The following is a 19,304-nucleotide window of genomic DNA, read 5'->3' as shown; positions in this document are numbered from 1 at the left end:
GACGGCACACGCCGCGCTGCCGGCCCACTGCTGAACGCTGAGTCGAAACTCAACGACGAAGGGGCGCCCCCGAATCAGAGGCGCCCCTTCCACCTGGCCGCACGGCCACAAACGCGGAGGCTGAGGGATTTGAACCCTCGGTGACATCGCTGCCACGACGGTTTTCAAGACCGTTCCCTTAGGCCGCTCGGGCAACTCTCCCCTGCCCCGCCCACCTGCTGCGGAGCGGGCTACAGCCTACCGTCTGCCGCTCTCGGACGGAGGTCTGGTCCGCGCCTGGTCCGCGAGCTCCGGGATCACCCCGCGATCAGGTCAGCTGGCGGTGCCCAGCGCGTCTGCAAGCTGGTCCAGGCCGGGGGTATCGCTGGGGAGCGCCCGGTACAGGGCGAGCGCCCTCGTGTGGGTGAGTCCGGTCCGGTACGAGACGGGCAGGCCGCCATACGCCTTGGCGGCGATGTGCGCCGCTTCGGCTCGGTCGCCGTCGCGGGCCCGGCAGGCTGCCTGGTCGATGGCGATCAGTGCCCTGGTCATGTGCGACGGCGCACGCGACAGCTCCAGTGCCCGCGCCTGGGTCTCGTAGGCCCGGTCGGTCTCCCCGAGCAGGGTCAGGGCCTGGCTCATGTGGACGTGATGCTTCTGCATCGGGTAGCCGAACCAGGTGTCGGCATGCTGCTGGGGGGTGAGCCGCTCTGCGAGGGCTTCGACATCGGCCACCGCGTGACGGGCCTTCTCCGTGTGACCACCAATGGCGTAAGCCCTGGAAGCGACGGCCGACGCCAGTGCAGCAGCGGCGCTGGGCTTGTCCCCCGCCAGGTGCCGGGCTTGATCGGCGAGTTGCGCGGCAGCCTGCGGGGCACCGTAGTTGAGCGGCACCATCGCCTCGCGGCCCAGGACCCAGGCATGCAGGAGGTTGTCACCGGACTGTTCCGCGGCCCGGCCCGCGGTGCGGAACCACCGATGGGCTTCGCGGTCCTGACCAAGGTCGTGCAGGACGATTGCGACCATGCCCGCCATCTGTCCGGTCACGTAGCACAGCGTGGCCCGGCCCTTGACTGTCTGCGGCCGGGACAGGAGGGGTTTCAGCTCGCTGAAGTCCTCGGCGAGATTCGACAGCACGTCGGCCGGGGCCTGACCGTGATATCCGTACCCGTACCGCTCGGCGGTGCTTTCCCAGAAGCCGAGATCGGATGTCGTGTGGTCGGCGGCAAGTGCGATGTCGATGTCGTGGCGGGTGGTGGTCAAAGCGGCGAGCCCGGGACCTGCCAGACCGGCAGCGAGCGCGCCGCGCAATACGTCGCGGCGCTTCATGGGGTCTTCTCCATCTTCTTGATGTTGTAGGGGAGTTCGTGAGCCTGCGCTCTCCCATGGCCTCTCGGCCAAGCCTAAGTCCCGGCCCGGAATCCGAAGGCCGTCGGTGACCTTTTCCAGGCCCCGCAAGGACGTGACTGCCCCATTCCCCCGCGCGATCTGGCTCACTCGTTCAGCACGGATGCCACACGCCTCGCTGATGCGGTTGAAGCTGATGCCGGCCTCGTGGGCCAGGGCGAACACGGCGCCGACATCACGGCGGGCCAGCGCATCGGTGACGCGCTGATCATTCAGCAAGGCTGGTGGGAGTGCTGCCGGTGACGCCGGAAGTTCCATGCCTACCCCCTGAGTTGGTGGTACCCCCCACGGAATGTACCCACCGTGGGTGCCCCCTGTATGGGGTTACCGCGCTCGTCGCTCCGTCCTTAACTGGCATCGCCGACTGATCGTCCAAGCCTCGGCATGACATCCCGTACCCGCGGCCCGGCCGCCAGCGCTTCCCCCTGTCTCGGCGGCCCTGGTGAACAGAAGAGACGGTGATCCCACGATGCACGGCACGGGAACAGGCAGAACCGGCGTCCCTCCGGAGGAGGTTACGCACAGCATGGCTGCTGGCCAGACGGCCCAGGGCACCTGCGGATCTGACAATGCCCTCGTGATCGATCGCGTGGTCCTGATGCAGCGGGACGCCCGCTACGACCACGCCTTGGAGGAAGCCCGGCTGCCGGTGGAGGTGCGCCTTCGCGACGGCGGAGCCATCCGTACGGAACTGGTGCTCGACCCGGGTCAGCTGTACGCGGTAGCCATCCAGGTCGAACGGGCTCTGTCCGCCCGCGAACGAGCCCGTTCGATGGTGCCGCGGTGATGGGCCGCCACCGGTCGCGAATCGACTACGAGGTCCCGGGCGTGATCGCCTGGCTGGCCGCTACGGTCGCCGGGTTCTCGCTCCTGGCGGTGATCGTCGATCACGACGTGAACGCCGGTTCCAGACACTCGGGGTTCGCAGTGGCCGCCCCGGATGCCGATCCGGCCGCCGACGCCCCCGCCTAGACCGCCTCCGGCGTCCGGTATCGACCCATGCTGCCGGACGCCGGGGCCTTCAACGCCCGCACACAACAGGCCCTGTGTGCCTGTGCGGCGCGCGGACCTCTCCTCACCTCGGCCCCTTCGACGCTATGGGAGGCATCCCTATGCAGCAGCACCTTCCTGATTCCGCAGCGACGGCGGATGACGTACGGCTCAGCACGGGCTACTACCTCGGCCCCGACGACCTTGGCCCCTACGTCGCGGGGCTGCTGGCCCGCTGCCGGACCGTGTTCGACATCAAGCCGACCATGGTCGCGGACCTGGACGACCCGGTCGCCTGCGGCCTGGACGAGGACCGGGGCGGCACGATCGAGGACGGAGCGCTGTGCCGGGGCGAGGTCATCGTGCAGGCGGGGGCACGCATCGAAGCCGGGGCCCAAGTGACCGGCCCCGTTGTGATCTGCTCCGGCACGGTCATCGGGGCTGGCGCACTGGTGCGCGACTATGCCGTGATCGGCCCCGGTTGCCGGATCGGTTTCGGCGCGGACATCACCCGTAGCCTGCTGGCCGGGCACATCTTCGCCAAGCACCCCTGCTTTATCGGCGACTCCGTGATCGGGCGCCGGGTCAACTTCGGCGCCTTCAGCTCGACCACCGGCCTGCGATGCGACCGCGGACCGGTCGCCGAACCGGCGATCGAGGAAATCACCGTCAATCTGGACGGCCACCGGATCGGCAGCGGCCAGACCAAATTCGGCGCGGTCATCGGGGACGAGGTCGCCTTGCCCGCCGGGACGATGCTGTCGCCGGGCACGCTGATCGGACCCGGCACCGTGCTCTACCCCCGCGACCACATCGGCGGCTTTCTGCCCGCCGGATCACGGGCCAGGTGACCGGCATGGCCACCGTCCCGGACGGGCTCGTACAGGTCACCGGTAACCGGGTCCTGGCTGGCCGGTATCCGGTGCAGGGCAGCAAGAACATCGCCCTGCACCTGTATGCGGCCGCACTCCTGGTCAACGTCCCGCTGGTCCTGGAGCGGGCGCCTGACATCGTGGACACCGGCGTCTGTGCCCGCATCCTCCAGCACACCGGCACGGATGCGACGTTCGACGGCAACCGGTTCATGGTCAGCCCGGCCGACACGTTGAGCCCGGTGATCCATCAGGATCTCGGTCGGCAGATCCGCACGGCGGTCGTACTGGCTGCCGCCGTCCTCGCCAGGGCCGGGGAGGTCGTCTTCCCGTACCCCGGTGGTGACGCGTTCTGCCCTCGGTTGATCGACCGGCATCTAGCGGCAATGCACGCAGCCGGGGCAGAGATCATTCCCACTACGCAGGGCCTCCGGGTTCTGTCCGGGCGGCGCGGCCTGCGCGCATTCACCGTGGACGTGAACACCCCATACGGGCCAAGCCTGGGAGCGACGGTGACCGCGCTGCTGCTGGCTTCGCGTACGCCGGGAACCTCGCTGATCACCAGTGCGAGCACCGAGCCCGAAGTCACCGAGACCTGCCGGTTCCTCGCCGGGCGGGGTGTGGCGATCGGCTGGGACGTGGAAGGGCTGCACGTATCAGGGAGCGACTGGATCGACGGCGGCACCTTCACGGTGGCGGGCGACCGCATCGAGGCAGCCACCGTCGCCATGGCGGCTGCTGCGACTGGCGGAAGCATCGATCTGGACGGCATCACACTCGCCCATCTTCCCGGGGGACTGATCGCCGCGTTCGCCCGCGCGGGCATCGCCCTCACTGCCGACGGCCAAACCGTCCGCGTACGGCTCGCCGGGACGTTGTCAGGGGTGGAGACGGCTACCGGCCCCCACCCCGGCCTGCCCACCGACACAGCCCCGCAGTTGGCGGCCATGCTCACGCAGGCTGCCGGGGCCTCGCTGATCGGCGAACGCGTGTATCCACGACGCGACACCCACGTCGCCCCGCTGCGGGCCTTCGGCGCGGACATCACCACCACCGGGTCAATGATCCGCCTGCGCGGCCCCGAGCGGCTTCACGCTGCGGACGTGCAGGCCGCGGACATCCGGGCGGTGACGGCGTTGCTGATCGCCGCCCTGACGGCCGACGGCACCTCTACGATCCGGGGCCTGCACCATCTCCGGCGCGGCTACGGCCATCTGCTCGCCAACCTGGCCAGGCTGGGCGCCGAGATCACCGTCGAACCGGAGGACTAGATGCCCGTACCGTTCAGCGCCGATGACACCGCCCGCCTCCACGAAACGCTGCGTGAGGTCGTTGCCGACGGCGCGGGCCCTGGCGGTGTCGTCGTCGCCGGAAGCATCGACGGCCAGCAGGAAGTCATGGCGGCCGGCATGGTCGCCCCCGAGTGCGGACCGCAGCCGCCGACCGCGCACACCCTCTACGACATCGCGTCCCTGACGAAGGTCGTCGCCACCTGGCCGCTTATCGGCCGCTCCGTCCGGGACGGTCTGATCGACCTGGACGCCCCTGTTCGCGACAGCCTTCCCGCGATGAACGGCGAGACGCCCAGCGGGGAGACGACCGTACGGCAGTTGATCGCACACACCTCCGGCATCCGGGCCTCCACCCGCCTGGACCACTACCGGGGTGCGGACCTGCCGCTGCACGAACTCCTGTGCCGTGAACCGCTGGAGGACACCCCGGGCACGCACCGCTATATCAACCGCGGTTACATCCTTCTCGGCCTCGCCCTCACCCACATCCACCGTCGGCCGCTCGATGAACTCGCGGCTGCCATGTGGGGCGAACTCGGCATGCACAGCACGTCCTACGGCCCGGTCACCCGCACACCCGACGTCGCGCCCACCGAACAGCGGCTCCTCGGCGCCCCTCGAACCTGGGGAACCGCGCACGACGACAACGCCGCACTCATGGGCGGTGTGGCCGGACACGCCGGGGTGTTCTCCACCCCCGCCGACCTCGCCGCCTACGCCCAAACCCTGCTCTGCGCCGACGAGACCCACCCGCTGGGCACCTGGCTCGACGCCAGCCTCGTCCCGCAAGCCGCGATCGAACCGGGCCTCGATCGCGGCCTGTCGTGGATTCTCGCCGACGGCGGGTCCGTCGCGTATCACCACGGCTTCACCGGCACCAGCCTCTACCTCGCCCCGTCGACCGGCCGCTACCTGGTTGTCTGCACGAACGCCGTCTACAACGGCCCGGCCCGAACCCGCCTCGCACCGCTGAGGTCCCTCGCCCTGAAGACCATCTCCTCAACCTGATCTCAGATTGCCTGCACCGGAGTTACTGGCCGATCACGCTTCCCCTCGTGGTCGGCCACCCCCACCAGTCAGCCACGACGCGCCCGCGCTGTGACGATCACCCGCCACGTGTGCCTCGCTCAGCCGTAGCGGACAGGTACCACGCCATTGATGTCTGAGGCTCTGCCTCCGAGGTCGTGTCACCGCGGGTGTCGGCAGCACATGCACGGCTGGGAGCGTGGTCCTGGAGGTGGGGCTCGGCACGCGACTCGCGGCGGCGGAAGGTGGGGGGCCTGGCCGGATGGTCGGGGGTCGGGACGTGCTCTGTGCGGTGGGCGAAGCGGTATTGCGCGCTGAGCGGCCGGGGGCCGCCGTGTAGCGGGGCGGAGACAGGAGCGGGCGGCGGCCACGGGCCGCCAGCGCGCGCGGGCCGCGTCAGCGGGCCGCCTTGAACAAGTACAGAAACTCTGAACAGCCTGCCCGCCCACCACCATCCGGCGTCGCGAGACGCTCTGCCAGCCCCACCGACCGAGACCGCGTCCCCAGCCCGTTCAGGATGCTCCCGAGGGCTCCACGGCTGTCACCGAATCGGAGGGGGACCCTTCGAATGCATGGTGGCCGTGGTCCGGTTCAGATCACACTGCGGCTGATTCGGATGGGTGGCCTGTGCATGCGATGATCTTCGTACGCTGATCGCCGAAGGGGGTGTGAGAGGCTGCTTAGAGCTGCCTTCCCTGCTGTGCAGGGGACACTGCACGCTGACCAGTGTCGCAATGCGCCCGCAACGGGCCGCCTGAACTCCCGCCCGCCCTGGCTCTTTTGCCCCGTATCGGGGAGCGGTGCCTCTCACGCCTTCCGCTGGAATGCGCGACTTCCTCTGACACTTCGGCCTCCGACGCCTCGACGTTTCTCTTGTCGCCCTTTGGCGTCGCACCTTTTCTGCCGCTCTGGATTTCGGGCGGCCTTTTTCGTTCCTGAAGCCCTGTTGGCCACATCGGGCCTGGTGGTGACGTGCGCGTCCAGCTACCCGGCGGCTCGCAAAAATCTATCCACAGGCACTTACTGCTCTACTGATCAACAGGTCGCGACATGGCGCGCGCTGGTCACGTATTTGAGCTGCGCCGGTCAAGATCGTTAAGTAAGGTGCGGAGACGGGGGGCGGTATGTCTGATTACGAAATCGCGGCACTGGAAGGGCGTTTGGCGGAGCTGTGTGGTGAGGTGGCTGCTTTGTGGGAGGAAATCCAGGCTCTCGCAGACGCTATCGCCGAGACTTCTTCTGAAGCGCTGATGTGAGCTCGCGGACGACCGCTCGGAGGTCATCCACAGTGGCGGTCAACTCGTTGATCTGCTGAGCGAGTTCGTTGTATTCGGCGGAATGCATCCGGGTCGGGGGGAGGGTCTCCGGCCCGGCCTTTCCCGTCCCCTTCTTGGCATCCGCGCCCGGCTCCGCCTCCGCGGCGGCGTCACTGCGGACAAAGTTGCCGCGCCCCTGCACGGTGTAGATCAGACCCTCGCTCTTGATCAGACGAAGGGCGTTCTGGACGGTGGCGCTGGCGATGCTGTAGCGCTCTTGCAGGTCGCGGGAGGTTGGAAGCTTGTCGCCTGGCTTGAGCCGCCCCTGACTGATCTCCTTGCGTAGGACTTCGGCCACCTGCATGTACGGCGGCCTCGAATCGTCTTCGAGCGGCAGTGTCATGCCCGCAGGATACGGCGCTTACCACACAGATGGCACACCTATATCACCCACCAACCACACCTAAGACACATGAACTAGGTGTTGTAGGTGTTGCATGTGATGTAGGTGGTGTGGTTGTCTGTGATCACGCCGGGACGACGCCCCGGGAGTGATGAAAGGACTCAACTGCTATGGCTATGACGCGCATTCGTGTTGCACTGCTGCCTTCTGCGGTGATGATGGCGGGCACGCTGCCCGCTCCGAAGATCAAGGACCCGGCCACGGGTGAGATCGCGACGGACCGGGACAGCGGGGAGAGCCTGTACACGGTGACGGTGATGCTGATGGAGGACGGCCGCGCCGACGTCATGAAGATCACCGTTCCGGCTTCGGGCCTGCCGGAGGGTCTCCAGCCCGGCCGGGCTCTGCGGCCGGTCGACCTCATCGCCACCCCGTGGGCGCGGATCTTCAACGGGTCGCTGTCGGATGGTGTCGCCTACCGGGCGTCGTCTCTGGAGCTGGTCCAGTGAGGCCCGCCGGGCGGATACTCCCGATCGTTCCTGAAGGTGACTACGATCCCCGGTTCACGCTGGGCCTGGTCCTCGACATCGGCGCTCTGATCGAGTCGCGGGGCTACCCGGGCTTGGGCACTGAGGACTTGGTGGACCTGCGGCAGGTGCTCTACCGCTTCCTGTACGTACCCGGGGGCGCCCGGTGAACGTGTCCGATGTTGTGGAGGTCGCCCCGGTCATCGCCGGGGCGGTCCTCGCCCTGATCGCCGCCCTGATCACTCTGTCCCTCGTGCTGGGGATCGTGCGGTACGTGCGGGCGGACGGGATGCTGCGGGCGAGCATGCGGCAGGCGTTCGTCATCCGCCGTCGCTGGCGGCGCCTGGCCCGGCTGACCGGTCTGACGGTGACCGACCGGACGCCCACGTTCATGGACGAGCTGACCACCAAGGAAGGCAAGACCCCCAAACCGCGGGTGCGAACGCCCCGGATCGTGGTCACGGCCGATCACTACGGGGTAGTCGTCCGGGCAACCTGCCTGCCGAAGGTCGGCTTGGAGGAGTTCCAGCGTGCGGCCCCGTACCTGGCGGACGCGTGGCGGTGCACCAGGGTCTCCGTCCTCCCGGACGGTCCCGGCCGGGTGGTGATCCGCGGGGTGCGCGTGGACCCGCTGAGCGCGCCCACCGAGCACGTGCCGACCGGGGAGGAGCCTGCGGACCTGGCCATCTGGGACCTGGGGTTGGACGAGTACGCGGAGCCGATGGACGTCGGTCTCGACGGTGTTCCCGGCGTGACCGTGGCCGGGCTTCCCGGCTACGGGAAGACCAGCCTGATCAACAAGTTCGTCTGCGATATGGCGCCGTCTCCGGCGGTGCAGTTCGCGGTGGCGGACGGCAAGGTATCCGCTGCTCATGAGGGTGATTACGCGGACGTCATCGGGCGGTTGTTCGCCTTCGTCGGTGACGATCTGGCCGAAGCGAACGCGCTCTTCAAGCGGTTGGTGAAGCTGCGCCGGGACCGCTCCGCCTCGATCCGCAGCCTCCTCGGTGCCACGAACATGTGGCACGTCGGCCCCTCGGCGTCGTGGCCGCTGACCGTTCTGGTCATCGATGAAGCCCACACGTACTTCCGTGACTACAAGGGCAGCGACCCGGAGACGAAGAAGCTCGCCGCGCTGGCGGCGGAGAACGCGCGGCTTGTTGAGGACTTGGTGAAGAAGGGCCGTTCCGTCGGCATCCTGGTCATCCTCGCCACGCAGAAGAGCACCGGTGACGCGATCCCGACTTTCATCCGGGACGTGTGCCCGGTCGGGCTCAGCTTCGCGCAGAGGACCGCGGAAGCCTCGGTTGCCGCGCTCGGTGACGACATCCGCAACTGGCCCGATGCCAACCCCGTTTCCTTGCAGAGCCCGGTCTACCGGGGTGTGGCGTCCATGGCCATCCAGGGGCGCCCCGGGTACACCCGCATCCGCACCCCGTTCGTGGACCCGGCCGACGCCGCCCGGGTCGCAGAGGCCACCGCCCACCTCACCCAGGACCCGGCCGGACTCCTCGCCGCCTTCACCGGCCCGCACGGCCTGGAGGCGGAGTTCGACGGCGTAGAAGCCGAAGCGGCCTGACCTGCCCGGCACTCAATCCCCTCGTGAAAGGAGGTGAATCCTCATGGTGGAGAACCGGATCACTCAGCGCACGGTGACCGTGGTCATGGCTGTCATTGCCGGGCTGGCGTTCGTCTTCTCCTTCGGCAACGTCTGGGCCCTGGCCCTGCGCCTCGGCGTCCCGGCCCCGGTGGCTCCGCTGATCGCTCCCATGGTTGACCTGTCCGTCGTCGGCCTCCTGGTCGGCCTGCGCTACCTGTCCCTGCGCGGTGTCCCGGCGGCGGAGCTGAGGGCGGCAACTCGCCTGATGCACCTGTCCGGCCTGCTGACCCTGGCTCTCAATATCGCCGAACCCATCGCCGCCGGGCACTACGGCCGCGCCGCCGTCGACGCGGTCGCCCCGCTGCTCCTCCTCGGCTGGGGTCAGGTCGGCCCGCAGCTCCTGCGCCACTTCCACACCGTCACCACACCCGCCCCCGACCCCGTGCCCGTGCCCGGTCCCGCCGTCGAGACCGCCGTCGGGCTCGCCCCCGCCGCTGAAGCCACGGTGACTGAACCGGTCCTCGACGCCCCGGTGCCTGTCGCAGATCCTTGGCCTTCCCCGGCTCCGGTACAGGCCCCGGGCCCGGCCCCCGTTCCGGTCCCGTCACCCATGCCGGCGTCCCCAGCTCCGGCCCCGGTCCCTGCGGCCGCCGCCCTTGCGGTACCTGAGCCGCTGCTCAAGGCGGCCCGCACCATCGCCGAGTCCCACCAGGCAGAGCACGGGGCACCCATCACCGTGCCCCAGCTCAGGGCCCGCCTCGGTGTCGGCCTCCCGCTGGCCGCCGCGGCACACGCCCAGCTCACCGCCTGACCCTCCCGCCGCCTTTGGCGATCCCTCGTCCGACCCGTCTCGATCCGCCATGCCCTCCGGCAGCAACCCGCCTGTCTCAATGGGCAGTTGCTGCCGGGCGGCGGCCTCAGCACCAGTAAGAAAGGCCCGACGGCATGACCCGCCTCCTCGACCTCCGCCATGTCGCCAGCCCCGCCGTCCGCGACCTGATCGAGTTGCTCCAACTCCCCGACTTCGACCGCGTACAAGAGCAGGTCCGACAGGTCCGCGGCTGCACCCGCCCCGTACAGCTCATGGGCTCGACCGCCACCGTCGACGCCGCCACGCAGGAGATCCTGCGCTCGTACTCGACCGCCGACGAGCCGACCGGGCGCCTGCTGACCACCTGCGGCAACCGCCGCGTCTCCCGCTGCCCGGCCTGCTCCCGCGTCTACGCCGGAGACACCTACCAACTGATCAAAGCCGGGCTGACCGGCGGCAAGAACATCCCCGAGACCGTTCGTGCACACCCCCGCGTCTTCGCCACCCTCACCGCCCCGTCCTTCGGCCCGGTCCACGGCAACCGCCGGGCCAAGACCGGCAAGACCCTGGGCTGCCGCTGCGGCCGGACCCACCCCGACGGCTCCCCCGTCCTCGGCACGCCGCTGGACCCCGACCGGTACGACTACGCGGGCGCCGTCCTGTGGAACGCCCACGCAGGCGAACTGTGGGCGCGCTTCACGACCTACCTCCGGCGCTACGTCGCCCGCGCCCTCGGCCTGCCCCTCAAGGAGTTGAAAGACCACCTGCGGCTCTCCTACGCCAAGGTCGCCGAGTACCAGCGCCGCGGCCTCGTCCACTTCCACGCGGTCATCCGCTTCGACGGCCCCGACGGCAGCACCCAGCCACCCCCGGCCGCCGCCACAACCCAGGTGCTCACCGACGCGATCACCGCGGCCGCCGGGCACGTCACGCTCTCCGTGGACTCCACAGTGACCGGGCCGAAGCTGCTGCGGTGGGGCGAACAGATCGACGTCCGCGAGATCGCCGAAGCCTCCGCCGGCGCCCCGTTGAGCGATGAGGCCGTGGCGGGCTACGTCGCCAAGTACGCCACCAAGGGCGCCGAATCCGCCGGAACCGTTGACCGGCCGCTGCACTGCTACCCCTGCACAGGCACCGGCACCACCGTCACCGAGAAGGGCGCCTCCCGCCCCTGCGGCAAGTGCCACGGCACCGGACAGGCCGAACCCCTCGCCACCCTCAAAATCAGCCGCCATGCCCGCCGCATGATCGAAACCTGCTGGGACCTCGGCGGCCTGGAGGAACTCGCCGAACTCCGCCTCCGCAAATGGGCCCACATGCTCGGCTTCCGCGGCCACTTCTCCACCAAATCCCGCCGCTACTCCACCACCCTCGGCGCCCTCCGCGACATCCGCCGCACCTGGCACCGACCCACCGAGCACGACGCTCCCACCGGCATCGAAGAAACGGTCCTCCTCGTCTCCGACTGGCGCTATCTCGGCTCCGGCTACAGCCCCGGCGAACACCTCCTCGCCGCCCAAGTCCGCCACCACATCGACCAAGAACGACGCGCCACCACCGAAGGGGAGCCCTGGCAATGAGCACCACCCGAACCCCCGCCCTGACCCTCCCCGAGGTCCTCGAAGAACTCCGCATGAGCCGCGCCGCCTTCTACCGCATGCGCGCCCGCGGCAAGGCACCCAAGATCCTGAAGCTCCCCAACGGACAGATACGCGTACGCCGGAACGACCTCGACGCCTGGTTCGTCGCCTGCGAGGAGTCGATGGCGTGCTGACCTACGACGTGAAGTTCTGGGACATCCGGACCAGAAAGGGCCGCGCCAAGCCGCACATGATCCGGTGGGTGGTCGGCGGCCGGGAACACTCCAAGAGCTTCCGGCTCTGGGAACAGGCAGACGGCCGACGATCGGAACTGCTGGCGGCTCTCCGCAAACGCGAGCAGTTCGACACGGAAACCGGTCTCCCTGCCGGGGAACTGCTCGCACGCAACACGCCCACCTGGTTCGAGCACACGAAGGCGTACGTCCTCATGAAGTGGCCGGACACCTCGGCCAAGCACCGGGCCAGCATCGCCGAAGCCCTGGCCATCGTGACGCCTGTCCTGGTCGACACCACCCGGGGTGCACCCGACCCCAAAGTCATGCGACAGGCCCTCTACGCCTGGACGTTCAGGCTCTGCAAGGACGACGAAGGCGAGTGGGTAAGCCGCCTGGAAGTCGAGAGACCGCCCGCCGACGTCATAGCGGCTCTGAGCTGGCTGTCCAAGCACTCACTGGTGATCACCGAGGCAGCCAAGCCTGATCACCTGCGCACGGCTCTCCGAGCGCTGGCCCTGAAGCTCAACGGCGACATGGCCGCCGAGAACACCGAGAAGCGCAAGCGCATGGTCCTGAGCAACGTTCTCGGCTATGCCGTCGAACGCGAGATCTTCACGGTCCACCCAATGAAGCGCATCAACTGGTCTCCGCCGCCGACAGACGACGAGATCGACTTCCGGTACGTCCCGGACCCGCGGCTCGCGAGATCACTGATGCAGGCGGTGAAGGATCAAGGACCACGCGGCGAACACCTCGAAACCTTCTTCGGCTGCCTCTACTACGCCGTCACGCGCCCGAGCGAAGCCGTGGCGGTCAAGGAGTCGGACTTCATCCTGCCGCCCGAGGACGACGAAGACGCCTGGGGGGAACTCCTCCTCGAAGAGAGTCGCCCTGAGGTCGGCTCAGGATGGACGGACGACGGCAAGTCCTACGAGAAACGCGGCCTGAAGCACCGTGCTCGGCGGGCCACCCGATCGGTGCCCATCCCACCGGTGTTCGTAAGGATGGTCCGCGAGCACATCAGGACGTACGGCGTCGCCCCCGACGGCCGACTCTTCCGCGCCGCACGCGGCGGCCGGGTCCGCTCCACCGAATACTGCGAACTGTGGCAGACCGCCCGCGAAAGGGTCCTCGCCCCCGAGGAGTTGAAGACCCCTCTGGCCGAGGTGCCTTATGCCCTTCGCCACGCCGGAATCTCTCTCTGGCTCAAAGCCGGAGTCGAACCGGCCGAGGTGGCCCGACGAGCGGGCCACAGCATCGCCGTCCTGTACCGCTTCTACGCAAAGATCATCCGAGGCGTCCAGCAGAAATCCAACGAGCTCATCGACCAAGCCCTCAACGCCGCTTCCTGAATACCGACTCGCAACAGCTCCTCTCCGACCGTCCCGATACGGTCAGAGGGGAGCTGTTGCGTTGCTGGTGCGACGAGCCGTTCCCCCGCCTCGTCGCTGGGACGTGTCCGAGGGGTCAGCCCTGGATTCGGGTTCGTGCCCCCCACTCCTGTGAGTGATTGCGTTAACTGTCCCACGATCAGATGATTTACCTGGGAGTGCACGCGCACAGCAGCGACCACACTTGGAGGCCACCCATGCCATCCCTGCCCTGGCTCGCCCGCACCAGCAGCGCCATCGGATCACTCGGGGCCGCCCTCATCCTCGCAACCGCCGCCTCAGCCGCCCCTCTTGCCACCTGTTCACTTCAAGTCGACGACGGCACGACCGTCAGCTCTCGGGAAGTCAGCGTCGGGCAATGTGTCAATCCGTCCCTGACCACCCACATCCAAAGCGTCGCGGTTGGCAGCAGGGCGGGTAGCGGGAGCATGACCGTCTTCCAGTTCCGTAACTGCACAGGCAACGTCGTTAGGCAGGGCCCAAGCCCCATGTTTTTCAACCCGTCCGTGACCATCGGCTCGGTCCGCATTGACTCCTGCCCCTGACATCGGCGGATTACAGTAGCCGGGCGGGCCGAAGGCGTGTCCCACGGATCGGTGCCGACCCACCGGACAAGCCCTAAGGCTGAGAGCGGACACACGACCGCCCGGACCTTGGTCCGCGCCTGGTCCGCACGCGCCGGTTAGAGCTGGGAAACAGGCGGTACGAGGTGAGACAGCCCCCAACGCGAAAGAGGTGCCCCACCCAGGGACACCTCTTCTGACCTGCGCTAACGCGCATATGGCGGAGACTGTGGGATTCGAACCCACGGTGACGTTGCCGCCACTACGGTTTTCAAGACCGTTCCCTTAGGCCGCTCGGGCAAGCCTCCCCGCACCCGCCCACCTGCTGCGGAGCGGGTACAGCCTACCGTCTGCTCATTTGGTGCGTGCAGGGTCGGTTGGCCGGGGGATGGCCGTGGGATGTCAGTTCCGGTCGCCCTCGCGCTGGCCCAGGGTGATCTCCGTCGTCGCCTGCTTGCCGTCGCGGGTGTAGGTGACCGTGACCTTGTCGCCGGGGCGGTGGGTCCAGATCTCGCTGATCAGGGTGGCGCCGCTGTCGATCGCCGTGTCGTCGAGCTTGGTGATCACATCGCCGGCCTTCAGGCCCGCCTTGTCGGCCGGGCCGCCCGGCGTGACGGCCGGGGCGCTGCCGTCGCCGCCGGAGGCGATCTTGGCGCCGTTGCCGGACTCCCGCGTGTTCAGGGTGGCCGAGATGACCGGGTAGACCGGCTTGCCGGTCTTGATCAGCTGGTCGGCGACGTTCTTGGCCTGCTTGATCGGGATCGCGAAGCCGAGGCCGATGCTGCCCGCCTGCTGCTGGCCGCCGCCGAAGCCGCCGCCGCTGTTGGCGGACTGGATGGCGGAGTTGATGCCGATGACCGCGCCCTGGGCGTTGAGCAGCGGCCCGCCGGAGTTGCCCGGGTTGATCGACGCGTCGGTCTGGAGGGCGCTCATGTACGAGGCGTTGCCCGTGCCGCCGCCGTCGCTGGAGGCGACCGGCCGCTTCTTCGCGCTCACGATGCCGGTGGTGACCGTGCCGGACAGACCGAAGGGCGCGCCGATCGCGATCGTCGCGTCACCGACCGCCGTCTTGTCGGAGTCGCCGAGCGGGATGGGGTTGAGGGCCGCGCCGGCCGGGTCCTTCAGCTTGATGACGGCCACGTCGTAACCCTGCGCGCGGCCGACCACCTCGGCGTCGTACTGCTTGCCGTTGGAGAACGTCGCCGTCAGCTTGCCGCCACCCTGCGCCGCCGACGCGACGACGTGGTTGTTCGTCAGGATGTGGCCCTGCTTGTCGTAGACGAAGCCGGTGCCCGTGCCGCCCTCGCCGCCGCCGCTCTGCGCCTCGATGGTGACGACGCTGGGCAGCGCCTTGCTCGCGATGTCCGCCACGGAACCGGGCGTACGGCTCTCCGTCTTCGGGTCGCCGGACGCGGTGAGCGTCGTCGACGACTCACCGCTGTTGCGGTCCGCCGCCCAGAAGCCGATGCCGCCGCCGACGCCACCCGCGACGAGGGCCGCCGCCAGGACGGCGGCGACGAGGCCGCCCGCGCGCTTGCGCGGCGGGGGGTAGGCGCCCGGCGCGCCCCACACGCCGGTCGGGCCGCCGGGGGCCGCGGGCGCGCCGCCGTACGGCTGCTGCGGGCCGGGCCCACCGCCGTACCAGCCGCCCTGCGCGCCGGGCTGGTGCTGACCGGGCGCCGCGCCCGGCGCGAAGGCGGCGGTCTGCTGCTGAGGCGCGGCGGCCTGGGCGGGAGCGGGCGCGCTCTCCTCACCCGCACCGGCCGCGGGAAGCTGCGCCGTCTCCGCCGGAGCGGGCGCGTCAGCGGGGGCGGAAGGGGCTGCGGGAGCGGAAGCCGGAGCGGAAGGGGCCGCCCCCTCACCGGCCGCCGGCGGAGCACTCGGCACCGGCGGTACGGAGGGAACGGGGCGCTCCGGCTCGGCTGCCGACGCCGCAGGCGTCGTACCCGGGCCGGGCGCAGGCGGAACGGCAGCGCCCTCGTTCTCGGTGCTCACAGCTCTCTCCTCATCACGTGCATCGTCAGGTGCACATCAGTGTCATGCGCGGCGCCCGGCCTTGGCTACGGGCACACCCCCGTGCTCATGCCATGGATCCGGTCTGCTGCCAGCTTTTCCCATGACACGTCAGACCACCGTAAGCGGAGCCTGTGACCGGACCTGTAGCCCTTTACTCCGGGGCAAACAAGGCAAACAGTGCGCATGCGCGATTGTGCCAGGCGGTGGCACCATAACGCGGTGACCTATGCGCACCCGGCCCGGGACCTCCGCCCCGAGCGCCACCCGCTCGCCGTCATCGCCCACCGCGGAGCGTCCGAGGACGCTCCGGAACACACCCTGTCCGCCTACCGCAAAGCGATCGAGGACGGCGCCGACGCGCTGGAGTGCGATGTGCGCCTCACCGCCGACGGGCATCTGGTCTGCGTCCACGACCGCCGCGTCAACCGCACGTCCAACGGCCGCGGCGCGGTCTCCTCCCTCGAACTGGCCGACCTCTCCACCCTCGACTTCGGCTCGTGGAAGGGCATGGCCACGGACGAGGAGGAGCCCGATCTGGACGCCACCTCCGTCCTCACCCTGGAGCGGCTCCTCGAACTCGTCGTCGACGCGGACCGCCGCGTCGAGCTGGCCATCGAGACCAAGCATCCGACCCGCTGGGCGGGCCAGGTCGAGGCGAAGCTGCTCGACCTGCTGGGCCGCTTCGGCCTCACCGAGCCGCCCGCGGGCGAGCCCTCACCGGTGCGCGTGATGAGCTTCTCGGCGCGCTCCCTGCACCGCGTGCGGGCGGGCGCCCCGAGCATCCCGACCGTCTATCTGATGCAGTTCGTCTCCCCGCGCCACCGCGACGGCCGGCTGCCCGCGGGTGTACGGATCGCGGGGCCGAGCATCCGGATCGTACGGAAGGACCCCGGCTACGTGGCGCGGGTGCACCGCGCGGGGCACCGGGTCCACGTGTGGACGGTGAACGACCCGGCCGACGTCGAACTGTGTGTCCGCGCGGGAGTGGACGCGGTCATCACGAACCGGCCCAAACAGGTGCTTTCACAGCTCGGCCGGCTGTAGCTCCATTACATGGAGTGCACCGGCGCGTTCGGTGCGTGTTCGACCTCGCCGAGTGCCCCACCGTCTCCGGGATGGCCGGTTTCCGGTCCAGTCCATTGGGGCATCCATCCCCTGACGTGGGGCAAAGGAGGTCTCGGGGGTGGCGTTGGTGGTGGCACAGGAGGTGCCCACGTCGTCGATCATGGCCGTACCCCATGGTCCAACCGGTGTGGGCCAGGCAAGACACCGGATGCGTGAGGATCTGCGCATCAGCGGGGTAACGGATTCGGTCATCGACGACGCTGTATTGATCCTTTCGGAGCTGCTCAGCAACGCGTACCGGCACGGGCGCCCGCTGAGTCCGGAGAACGGCGACAGAGACGGGGGGAAGGACGGGGGGATACGTGCCGCCTGGAGACTCGACGCGCACGGCCGGCTCACGGTCGAGGTCACGGACGGGGGAGGCCCGACCCGGCCACTTCCGGCCACACCTTCGGTGACCGCGCGCGGGGGCCGCGGCCTGAACATCATCAGCGCCCTCTCCCAGGACTGGGGCGTACGGGATGCCTGTGGCGAGGTGACCGTATGGGCCCGTCTGTCGGCGCGTGACAGCTTCACGACGCGGATGGAGCTGGCACCCGAGATGGCGTTCACGGATATCGACGAGCTGGCATGACGACGATGCGACGCGCGTAGACCAGCGCGGTCGTCATGAGCGGGCGCGCTCGGAAGCGCCTGCGTACGGCCGGTGTGCCCCGCGGAGCGGACGTCGGAAGTCCGCGGATCCGCGGCACCCCATCACCACACTGGCCGCGTTCACATGGGCGCCGTCGGCGTACGGTCCTCATTCTTCTCCGGCCTGGCGGCTCTGGCCTGGCGGCTCTGTCTCGGCGGCTCCGGCTTGGTGGCGACGCCTGGCTGCTCCGGGGCTGGCTCCGACTCGTGCGCAGCATCGGCGACGGCTCTCCTCCAGTCCGTCGGCGACGTCTCCAGCCCGGCGGCGGCTCATCCGCCGTCCGGCCGCGACACCGTCCTCGCGTCCCGCGGGCCTCGCCCCGCCCTCCGGCTCCGCCACGCGCGGCCGTGCCGCCTCAAGACGGAGTCACGCCCTCCGGAGCCCTGGAGTCACGCGTGCCGCGCCGGACGCGCCCGTCCGGCGGGGACACGGCGCGCGGCGGCCCCGCGGCACGGCCTGCCGCTAGGCTCGCCGCACATATCCGCACCCCAACGGGAGACCCGCTCACCATGGCCAAGAAGCGCCGCCCCCAGACCAAGGCCGCCACGCCGTCGGCCGTCGACGGCCCGATCCCCGTCGTCGGTGCCCGTGAGCCCTGCCCGTGCGGGTCGGGACGGCGCTACAAGGCGTGCCACGGCCGCGAGGCCGCGCACGCGGTGGCCGAGCTCGTCCAGCGCCCCTTCGAGGGCCTGCCGGGCGAGGCCGACTGGGTCGCGCTGCGCGAGCTCGTACCCGCCGCGACCGTGGAGCTCACCCTCAAGGGCGGCCTGCCGGAGGGCGTGCCGTCGGTGACGCTGGCCACCGTGCTGCCCATGGCCTGGCCCGCACTCCGCCGGGACAACGGCGCCGTCCTGCTGGGCCTCCAGAACGACACCGCGTCCGGCGACCTGAGCCGCGACCTGGCCCACACGCTCCAGCGCGCCCTGACGGCGCCTCCCGGCAGCCCCGTGGCCGCCGAGCGCACCGGTACGGACGGGCCGCGTCTGCAGGACCTGCTGGAGACGTCGGCGCCGTTCGAACCCGTCGTGCACAAGGGCTTCGACTTCTGGGTCGAGAACGCCGAGAACGCGACCGGGGAGGTCGCGGCCTCCCTGGACCGCGCCAACGCCGCCGCCATCCCGACGGTCCGGCTGTCCGGCGTCGACGCCGCCTACTGGTGCGAGACCCCGGAGAAGAACCACCTGCGCTGGGTCATGACCCACCCGGAGGAGAAGCTGCTGGACGCCCTGGCCCGGCTGCACGCCGCGGGCACGTCCTCCCTGGGCGAAGGCACCCGCCTGGTGGGCTCGTTCCGCGCGCACGGCCTGACCGTGCCGGTGTGGGATCTGCCGACCGCGGTGCGCGCGGAGGACGTCGAGAAGCCGGCCGCCGCGTTCGCGGAGCGGCTGGCCGCGGCGCTCGCCGACGACGCGCCGCTGACGGCCGAGGAGCGGCGCGCCCGTGGCGGCCTCACCAACCGTCAGATCACCTTGAACTGACCGGGGCTCCGGCCTCGCACGGACGGGGGGGGGGGGGGGGGGGGGGGGGGGGGGGGGGGGGGGGGGGGGGGGGGGGGGGGGGGGGGGGGGGGGGGGGGGGGGGGGGGGGGGGGGGGGG

18 protein-coding genes and 2 tRNA genes are annotated in these 19,304 nt (G+C 69.8%); 15 read left to right on the top strand and 5 right to left on the bottom strand.

The annotated features are described in order from the left end of the window. Positions 1–114 precede the first annotated feature (114 nt). Positions 115–201, bottom strand: a tRNA-Ser gene (locus tag ACZ4A5_RS19825). A gap of 111 nt (positions 202–312) precedes the next feature. After that, positions 313–1,644: a hypothetical protein gene (locus tag ACZ4A5_RS19820; protein ID WP_467585367.1), complete on the bottom strand. Its 1,332-nt coding sequence runs from the start codon at positions 1,642–1,644 to the stop codon at positions 313–315. A 319-nt stretch (positions 1,645–1,963) separates the two neighbouring features. Here ACZ4A5_RS19820 and ACZ4A5_RS19815 point away from each other — a divergent pair, with 319 nt between their 5' ends. The 5 genes from ACZ4A5_RS19815 to ACZ4A5_RS19795 all read left to right on the top strand — a co-directional run bounded on the left by ACZ4A5_RS19815 (position 1,964) and on the right by ACZ4A5_RS19795 (position 5,548). Continuing rightward, entirely contained in the window at positions 1,964–2,173 is a 210-nt protein-coding gene (locus tag ACZ4A5_RS19815; protein ID WP_467585365.1) for a hypothetical protein, read from the top strand. 41 nt (positions 2,174–2,214) lie between these two features. Then, positions 2,215–2,358, top strand: a complete 144-nt coding sequence (locus tag ACZ4A5_RS19810) for a hypothetical protein (protein WP_467585362.1) — start codon at positions 2,215–2,217, stop codon at positions 2,356–2,358. A 140-nt stretch (positions 2,359–2,498) separates the two neighbouring features. After that, positions 2,499–3,227 carry an LbetaH domain-containing protein gene (locus ACZ4A5_RS19805; protein ID WP_467585359.1) on the top strand — a complete coding sequence of 243 codons (729 nt, stop codon included), beginning with the start codon at positions 2,499–2,501 and terminating at the stop codon, positions 3,225–3,227. A gap of 5 nt (positions 3,228–3,232) precedes the next feature. Continuing rightward, entirely contained in the window at positions 3,233–4,519 is a 1,287-nt protein-coding gene (locus tag ACZ4A5_RS19800) for a UDP-N-acetylglucosamine 1-carboxyvinyltransferase (RefSeq protein WP_467585356.1), read from the top strand. Beyond that, positions 4,520–5,548, top strand: coding sequence for a serine hydrolase domain-containing protein (locus ACZ4A5_RS19795; protein ID WP_467585352.1), 1,029 nt, complete (start codon positions 4,520–4,522; stop codon positions 5,546–5,548). A gap of 1,239 nt (positions 5,549–6,787) precedes the next feature. On the opposite strand, the gene ACZ4A5_RS19790 is transcribed toward ACZ4A5_RS19795, so the two are convergent. Then, positions 6,788–7,225 carry a GntR family transcriptional regulator gene (locus ACZ4A5_RS19790; RefSeq protein WP_467585348.1) on the bottom strand — a complete coding sequence of 146 codons (438 nt, stop codon included), beginning with the start codon at positions 7,223–7,225 and terminating at the stop codon, positions 6,788–6,790. 170 nt (positions 7,226–7,395) lie between these two features. Between ACZ4A5_RS19790 and ACZ4A5_RS19785 the strand changes: the two genes are divergently transcribed. From ACZ4A5_RS19785 to ACZ4A5_RS19755, 7 genes are all read left to right on the top strand, one after another. After that, the gene (locus ACZ4A5_RS19785) at positions 7,396–7,734 is read left to right on the top strand and encodes an SCO3933 family regulatory protein (RefSeq protein WP_467585345.1); all 339 of its coding nucleotides are present in this window, start codon (positions 7,396–7,398) and stop codon (positions 7,732–7,734) included. After that, positions 7,731–7,922 carry a hypothetical protein gene (locus ACZ4A5_RS19780; protein ID WP_467585341.1) on the top strand — a complete coding sequence of 64 codons (192 nt, stop codon included), beginning with the start codon at positions 7,731–7,733 and terminating at the stop codon, positions 7,920–7,922. Before ACZ4A5_RS19785 ends, ACZ4A5_RS19780 begins: the two co-directional genes overlap by 4 nt. Before the next feature lie 2 nt (positions 7,923–7,924). Next, entirely contained in the window at positions 7,925–9,331 is a 1,407-nt protein-coding gene (locus tag ACZ4A5_RS19775) for an FtsK/SpoIIIE domain-containing protein (RefSeq protein WP_467585338.1), read from the top strand. 43 nt (positions 9,332–9,374) lie between these two features. Next, a complete protein-coding gene (locus tag ACZ4A5_RS19770) occupies positions 9,375–10,163 on the top strand; it encodes a DUF2637 domain-containing protein (RefSeq protein ID WP_467585336.1) in 789 nt (262 codons plus the stop codon). A 134-nt stretch (positions 10,164–10,297) separates the two neighbouring features. After that, positions 10,298–11,743: a replication initiator gene (locus ACZ4A5_RS19765; RefSeq protein WP_467585332.1), complete on the top strand. Its 1,446-nt coding sequence runs from the start codon at positions 10,298–10,300 to the stop codon at positions 11,741–11,743. Then, positions 11,740–11,937, top strand: a complete 198-nt coding sequence (locus ACZ4A5_RS19760; RefSeq protein ID WP_467585330.1) for a helix-turn-helix transcriptional regulator — start codon at positions 11,740–11,742, stop codon at positions 11,935–11,937. The genes ACZ4A5_RS19765 and ACZ4A5_RS19760 overlap by 4 nt, the downstream gene beginning before the upstream one ends. Then, the gene (locus ACZ4A5_RS19755; protein WP_467585327.1) at positions 11,931–13,331 is read left to right on the top strand and encodes a tyrosine-type recombinase/integrase; all 1,401 of its coding nucleotides are present in this window, start codon (positions 11,931–11,933) and stop codon (positions 13,329–13,331) included. The genes ACZ4A5_RS19760 and ACZ4A5_RS19755 overlap by 7 nt, the downstream gene beginning before the upstream one ends. Positions 13,332–14,151: 820 nt before the next feature. On the opposite strand, the gene ACZ4A5_RS19750 is transcribed toward ACZ4A5_RS19755, so the two are convergent. Together ACZ4A5_RS19750 and ACZ4A5_RS19745 are read right to left on the bottom strand one after the other, a co-directional pair. Further along, positions 14,152–14,241 (bottom strand) — tRNA-Ser (locus ACZ4A5_RS19750). A gap of 94 nt (positions 14,242–14,335) precedes the next feature. Next, a complete protein-coding gene (locus tag ACZ4A5_RS19745) occupies positions 14,336–15,928 on the bottom strand; it encodes a S1C family serine protease (protein WP_467585324.1) in 1,593 nt (530 codons plus the stop codon). Positions 15,929–16,168: 240 nt separating this feature from the next. On the opposite strand from ACZ4A5_RS19745, the gene ACZ4A5_RS19740 reads away from it, so the two are divergent. From ACZ4A5_RS19740 to ACZ4A5_RS19730, 3 genes are all read left to right on the top strand, one after another. After that, positions 16,169–16,993 carry a glycerophosphodiester phosphodiesterase gene (locus ACZ4A5_RS19740; RefSeq protein ID WP_467585321.1) on the top strand — a complete coding sequence of 275 codons (825 nt, stop codon included), beginning with the start codon at positions 16,169–16,171 and terminating at the stop codon, positions 16,991–16,993. 181 nt (positions 16,994–17,174) lie between these two features. Then, a complete protein-coding gene (locus tag ACZ4A5_RS19735) occupies positions 17,175–17,648 on the top strand; it encodes an ATP-binding protein (protein WP_467585610.1) in 474 nt (157 codons plus the stop codon). 569 nt (positions 17,649–18,217) lie between these two features. Then, positions 18,218–19,186 (top strand): DUF5926 family protein, encoded by a 969-nt coding sequence (locus ACZ4A5_RS19730; RefSeq protein ID WP_467585318.1) that lies wholly within the window; start codon positions 18,218–18,220, stop codon positions 19,184–19,186. The last annotated feature ends 118 nt before the right edge of the window (positions 19,187–19,304 follow it).

This window comes from Streptomyces sp. NPDC025618 (assembly GCF_055558795.1).
Note: the sequence above shows the minus strand (reverse complement) of the source record. Positions and strands in the feature narration are given on the sequence as shown.